The 5,471-nt window shown below is 70.2% G+C and carries 6 protein-coding genes and 1 pseudogene; 5 read left to right on the top strand and 2 right to left on the bottom strand.

Annotated features, from left to right (window positions below; genetic code table 11):
- The first annotated feature begins 229 nt into the window (after window positions 1-229).
- The 3 genes from D7Y13_RS37860 to D7Y13_RS37850 all read left to right on the top strand — a co-directional run bounded on the left by D7Y13_RS37860 (window position 230) and on the right by D7Y13_RS37850 (window position 2,237).
- Window positions 230-577: a hypothetical protein gene (locus D7Y13_RS37860; protein WP_120536895.1), complete on the top strand. Its 348-nt coding sequence runs from the start codon at window positions 230-232 to the stop codon at window positions 575-577.
- An 81-nt stretch (window positions 578-658) separates the two neighbouring features.
- Window positions 659-1,477, top strand: coding sequence for a hypothetical protein (locus D7Y13_RS37855; RefSeq protein ID WP_120536894.1), 819 nt, complete (start codon window positions 659-661; stop codon window positions 1,475-1,477).
- 46 nt (window positions 1,478-1,523) lie between these two features.
- Entirely contained in the window at window positions 1,524-2,237 is a 714-nt protein-coding gene (locus D7Y13_RS37850; protein ID WP_120536893.1) for an HAD family hydrolase, read from the top strand.
- Between the two features lie 72 nt (window positions 2,238-2,309).
- On the opposite strand, the gene D7Y13_RS37845 is transcribed toward D7Y13_RS37850, so the two are convergent.
- A complete protein-coding gene (locus tag D7Y13_RS37845; protein WP_120584404.1) occupies window positions 2,310-2,762 on the bottom strand; it encodes a transcriptional regulator in 453 nt (150 codons plus the stop codon).
- A 307-nt stretch (window positions 2,763-3,069) separates the two neighbouring features.
- Between D7Y13_RS37845 and D7Y13_RS37840 the strand changes: the two genes are divergently transcribed.
- A complete protein-coding gene (locus D7Y13_RS37840) occupies window positions 3,070-3,981 on the top strand; it encodes a lipid kinase (RefSeq protein ID WP_233595690.1) in 912 nt (303 codons plus the stop codon).
- Window positions 3,982-3,994: 13 nt separating this feature from the next.
- Here the strand turns inward: D7Y13_RS37840 and hrcA are convergent, their stop codons facing one another.
- Complete coding sequence (hrcA, locus tag D7Y13_RS37835; protein ID WP_120536890.1) at window positions 3,995-5,026, bottom strand: heat-inducible transcriptional repressor HrcA; 1,032 nt, start codon at window positions 5,024-5,026, stop codon at window positions 3,995-3,997.
- 206 nt (window positions 5,027-5,232) lie between these two features.
- Here hrcA and D7Y13_RS37830 point away from each other — a divergent pair.
- Window positions 5,233-5,471: pseudogene (locus D7Y13_RS37830) on the top strand (drug/metabolite exporter YedA); the annotation flags it as partial.

The raw sequence follows: 5,471 nt of genomic DNA, 5'->3' as shown, positions 1-5,471 counted from the left end.
GAAACCGGGTGCATGCGCGAAGATGCCTCACGTCCGCCCAGGGGGCGACCTGTCCCGGGTCCCCCTGCGGATGAAGTGTAAAACACAACTCGGACTACCCCGACCCGGGTCCTTGACTTGAAGTTGACTTCTGGTACGAACCGCGCCGCTTGGGGTTCCATCAAACGGCGGGGCGCCCGTCCAGGGCGGCCCGCCACCGTGCAAGCAACCATCTGTTGGGGAGAAAACCATGAAGAAGCTCATCCTGTCCGCCGTTGCCGCCGCCTCCCTCGTGGGCTGCACCAGCGTTGAGTCCGCCGTTGTCTCCGGTTCCGAGATCGCCGCCAACGGCGAGGCCGTGGCCGTGATCCAGGGTAACGCGCTGGGCCTGACGGCGATCTTCCACATCATCGACATCGTGCAGAGCGACCTGGACACGGTCGTGAACAAGCTCCTCATCAGCGAGGCGAAGGCCATGGGCGCCTCGAAGGTCGACCTGAAGTCGGCGAGCACCACGCCCCGTCACGGCATCTTCGCGCTGTTCGGCACCATCATCGGCATCACCAGCTCCTCCGCGACCGGCGTGGCGGTGAAGTAGTCCCCCTGCCCCTTCACCGGGGCAGACCCAAGAGGCCCCCTGGCGACAGTGGGGCCTCTTTCATTTCCGGAGCCTTCCCTCATGCGCGCCCTCCTCCTGCTGCCCCTGCTGAGCCTCCTCGCGTGCCGTTCGTCCTCCTCCGGAAGTGGGGATGACACGGAGCTGATGGCGCAGGTGCGCGAGAAGCTGGCCGCGCGCGACGCGAAGCTCCTGAACTACCAGCTGGAAGGCACGCAGAAGGAAGGCGACAGCCTGTCCGCGGGCTTCACGTTCGCGTACCGCGCGCCCCAGAAGATGCGCGGCACGGTGACGCAGCCGGCGCGCACGGTGTCCTGGGACGGCAAGCACCTGTACGAACAGGTGGAGGCGAACAAGCAGTTCACGACGTTCACCTCGGAGGTCTCCGCAGAGAAGCTGTCCGCCTTCCTCACGGAGGTGTTCACCCCCTTCGTGCCGGACGGCTTCCGCGCGCCGCTGCTCTTGCGCAGCACGAAGGCGCGCCGGGGGGTGACCCATCCGAAGGCGAAGGAGGCGGTGGAGCTGTCCATGCCGCTGGAGGGCGACGCGGGAGGAGGCGTGGTGGTGACCTACGTGTTGCGTTGGCCCACGCTGGACTTCCTCGCCAAGCGCACGCGTGCGCCCGACGGCACGCAAGCCGAGGTGCGGATGGAGGAGGAGCACTGCGACGCGGAGCTGGGGCTGTGCGTGCCGCGCAAGCTCACGCGCCACGTGGCCGGCCTGCAGGTGGGGGAGACGGCGCTGTCGCGCGTGGACCTGAAGGCGCCGCTGCCCAACGATGCCTTCACCCCCGCCGCGCCGGACGGTTATAGCGTGCAGACCCGGACACTCGTGGACAGCGCAACGCAGGAGAGTGGACCGAAGCCCCCCACGGGCGGTTGACCGGCACGCCCTCCGTCGCCACCTTGGACGGCGGAGGGTGCTGCCCATGGTTGATAACGTCATCTTCGACGTGGACGGGACGCTGATAGATTCGGTGGACGAGCACGCCGAGGCCTGGCGCCGGTCGTTCATCGAGTTCGGTCGGGACATCCCCTTCGCCCACGTGCGCAGCCAGATTGGCAAGGGCTCGGATCAGCTGCTGCCCGTCTTCTTCAACGACGAGGAGCTGGAGCGCTTCGGCAAGGACCTGGATGAGTACCGCTCCGCGCTCTTCAAGCGTGAGTTCCTGCCCAAGGTGCGCCCCTTCCCGCGCGTGAAGGAGCTGTTCCAGCTGCTGCGCAAGCGCGACCGCAAGGTGGCCCTGGCCTCCAGCGCGAAGGAAGACGAGCTCAAGCGCTACGTGGAGCTGTGCGGCATCGACGGCCTCTTCGAGGCGAAGACGAACGCGGACGAGTCCGCCAAGAGCAAGCCCCACCCGGACATCTTCGAGGTAGCGATGGCCAGGCTGGGCAAGCCGGACCCCGCCACGGTGGCGGTGGTGGGCGACACGCCCTACGACGCCCTCGCCGCCAGCAAGCTGCGCCTGGGGACGGTGGGCATGCTGTGCGGCGGCTTCGGCAAGGACAACCTGCTCACGGCCGGGTGCCGCACGCTCGCGAAGGACCCCGCGGAGCTGCTGCGCCGGCTGGAGCAGGACCCGGAGGGTTGGCCGTGGGATGCGCCGGCGCGGGACTCCTCCAAGGACGAGGAGTCGCGCTGAAGCGGTAGCCCGGGCATCCGGTGCTTGCGGCGGCCACGTTCATGGCCACCGGCAAGCCCCCGGTCCGACGCGCTACTTGCGCGAGGCGCCGCGCTTCGCCGTGCGCGAACGGGACGGGCTCTTGCGCGCCGTGCTCTTGCGCGCGGGACTCTTGCGCGCCGTGGAGCGCTTGCCGGCGGTGCCCGTGCGCGTGGCCTTGCGGCCGGTGGTGGCGCGCCTGGCCCGTGCGGGCGTGGCCTTGCGACGGCTGGCGGTGGACGTCTTCTTCGCGGCCGCCGCGCGGCGCTTGCCGCCGATGCGCCCCGCCTTGCGCGCGTTCTTGCGGGCCGCGGGACGGCTGCGGGCCACCTTCGCCTTGCTGCCGGAGCCGCCCTTCATCCCGCCGCCGGTGAGCTTGTTGACGGTGGCCCACGCGCGGGACTCGGCGGTCTTCTCGCCGGCGCCCTTCTCCTCGTAGCCCTCTTCGATGTGCTCGGCCATGCGCTTCTGTTTCTCCGAGTACTTCGCCTTGCTTCCACGTGCCATGCATCACCCTCCTGGAGACGGTTCGCGGCGCGGCCTTCCAGTGGGAGCCCGCGTCGCCTGGAAGGTGAGCATGTCCGGCGGGGCAGGAAACCCGATGGCCCCCTACCCCTGTCCACCCCAGGAACCTTCCGCCCCGCGTGTCCCGGGAATGGACAGCGCCCTGCCCTTTTCTCTGGGACGCGGACTGGTGCGGCTGTCCGGTCGTGCGCAGGTTGCAGGCCGGCACAGAAAGCAGAGGTCGCCCCTGGAACCCGCACTCAACGCACCTCCCCGCCTCCGGCACCTGGACGAGGGACCCGCGGTCCTGGTGGTCAACACGCGCTCCCGTTCGGGGCGCGTGGCCTTCGAGGAGGCCCGGGCGCTCTTGACCGCGCGGGGCATTCCCCTGCTGGCCGCGCACGCGCTGTCCAAGCCCAAGCGCCTGCGCTCGGTGCTCGAGGAGGCCATCGCCTCGGGGGCCCGCCGCGTCCTCGTGGGAGGAGGCGACGGCACCATCAGCTGCGCGGCGCAGGTGTTGATGAACCGCGACGTGACGCTGGGCGTGGTGCCCCTGGGCACCGGCAACGACTTCGCGCGCTCCCTGGGCATCCCGGACACCATCGAGGCCGCGTGCGACGTCATCGTGGGCGGCTACACGGCGCGCGTGGACGTGGGGCTCGTCAACGGCCGGCCCTTCCTCAACGCGGCCAGCCTGGGGCTCACCACCGCCATCGCGAAGCGGCTGACGCAGGAGCTGAAGCAGCGCGCCGGCAAGCTGGCGTACCCGATGGCCGCCGCCGCGGAGATGCGCACGCTGCAGCCCTTCCACGTCCGCCTCCAGGCGGAAGGCAGGACGCTGGAATTGGACGCGCTCCAGTTGGTGGTGGGCAACGGCCGCTACCACGGCGCGGGCAACATGGTGGCGCCGGACGCGACGCTGGATGACCGCCGGCTGCACGTCTACGCCATCACCGCGCCGTCGGCCGCGGACGGCAGCGGCGAGCGCACGGGCCTGGGCCACCTGCAGGACGTGGCCACGCTGGCGCGCGTGGCGCTGGGCATGCGCAGCGGCGGACACCTGGAGCACGAGTCCGTCGTGCACCTGGACACCGCCCGCCTCACCGTGGAGACGGAACCTCCCATGGAGGTGAACGCGGACGGGGAGAACGTGGGCATGACGCCCATGCGCTTCGAGGTCGCCACGGCCGCGCTGCGCGTCTACGCCCCCGCGCCGCAGTAACGCGGCCGGAGGGCTACGCCTTCTCCAGCACGGAGGAGAGCACCTGCGCGGTGAAGTTCACCAGGGGAATCACGCGCCGGTAGTCCATGCGCGTGGGCCCGATGACGCCCACCGTGCCCAGCACCGCTTCGGCCGTGCCGTAGGGGCTCGCGATGACGGTGACGTCGCCGGCGGCGGAGAACTCGCTCTCCGCGCCGATGAAGACATGCATCTCCTTGGTGCGCTGCACGCGGTCCAGGAGGTGGAGCAGCTTGTGCTTCTCATCCAGGGCGCGGAACAGCGCGCGGATGCGCTCCACGTCCGCGAACTCCGGCTGCTCCAGGAAGGAGCCGGTGCCTTCGATGAGCACGCGCTCGGACGTCTGGAGGTCGGTGGCGGCCGCGCCCAGCTTCAGGGCCTTGGCGGTGAGCGCGTTGTAGAGGGCCTGGTCCTGATCCATCTCCGCGCGGATCCGCTCGCGGGCCTCTTCCAGGGGCACCTGGTGGAGCAGCTCGGACAGGTAGTTGCTGGCCTTGACCAGCTCGTCGGACGTCACCGGGAAGTCCACGGTGAGGGCCTTGTTGTGCACCTGGCCGTTCTGGCCGACGAGGATGGCGAGGACGCGGTCCTCGCGCAGGCGCAGGAACTCGATGCGCTGGAACCTGGCGGCATCAGGGCGGGGCGTGAGGACGACGCCCGCGTGGCGGGTGAGCGAGTGCAGGACGCGGCTGGCCTCCGACAGGATGTCGTCCAGGTTGGACTCGTGCACGAGGCCCGCGTGGATGAGCTCGCGGTCGCGCGGCGCGGGGTCGCGCAGCTTCACCAGGGTGTCCACGTAGAAGCGGTAGCCCCGGTCGGTGGGGACGCGTCCGGCGGAGGTGTGGGGCTTCTCCAGGAAGCCCAGGGCCTCCAGGTCGGCGAGCACGTTGCGCATCGTGGCGGAGGAGACCTCGAACTCCCCGCGGCGCGTCAGCTGCTGACTGCCGACGGGACCGCCCGTGGTGATGTACTCCTGCACCACGGCACGGAGGACTTCCTTCTCGCGTTCACCCAGCTCGTCCGGCATTGCTGCTCACACTCCGGTAGCCGACGGCCCGAACCTTCCGGCCTCCGCGCTTCCTGTAGAATTCTAAGAGGGACGCCTGGGGCATTCAATCCAGGGGGCGCATTCCACGGAGCAGGCAGGCGTCGCACCGGCTTCCTGGCCGCCCTGGAGGGTACGGCAAAGCGCACATCGCCCCGGGTGGGGCCGGGGGTTAGAAGGCCCCCGCCGTGTCCACCTCCACCACGCCCCTGTCGAGCCCGCCGTCTCCGGCGCCCGCCCTCCTGTCTGAAGCCACCGAGCAGGCACCCCGCCGGGGCGCGCTGCTGTTCAGCCTCTTCGCGCTCTACGTCATCTGGGGGTCCACCTACCTGGCGATGCGGTTCGCGCTGACGGGCTTTCCGCCCTTCCGGATGGCGGGGCTGCGGTTCCTGCTGGCGGGCGCCGGAGACGGCGGGCTCGACAGGGG

The organism is Corallococcus praedator, assembly GCF_003612125.1.
Classification (GTDB): domain Bacteria; phylum Myxococcota; class Myxococcia; order Myxococcales; family Myxococcaceae; genus Corallococcus; species Corallococcus praedator.
Note: the sequence above shows the minus strand (reverse complement) of the source record. Positions and strands in the feature narration are given on the sequence as shown.

Coding starts and splice junctions, on each gene's coding strand:
- hrcA (WP_120536890.1), bottom strand. CDS start 5,026: ATGCCGGACGAGCTGGGTGAACGCGAGAAGGAAGTCCTCCGTGCCGTG.
- D7Y13_RS37845 (WP_120584404.1), bottom strand. CDS start 2,762: ATGGCACGTGGAAGCAAGGCGAAGTACTCGGAGAAACAGAAGCGCATG.
- D7Y13_RS37850 (WP_120536893.1), top strand. CDS start 1,524: ATGGTTGATAACGTCATCTTCGACGTGGACGGGACGCTGATAGATTCG.
- D7Y13_RS37855 (WP_120536894.1), top strand. CDS start 659: ATGCGCGCCCTCCTCCTGCTGCCCCTGCTGAGCCTCCTCGCGTGCCGT.
- D7Y13_RS37860 (WP_120536895.1), top strand. CDS start 230: ATGAAGAAGCTCATCCTGTCCGCCGTTGCCGCCGCCTCCCTCGTGGGC.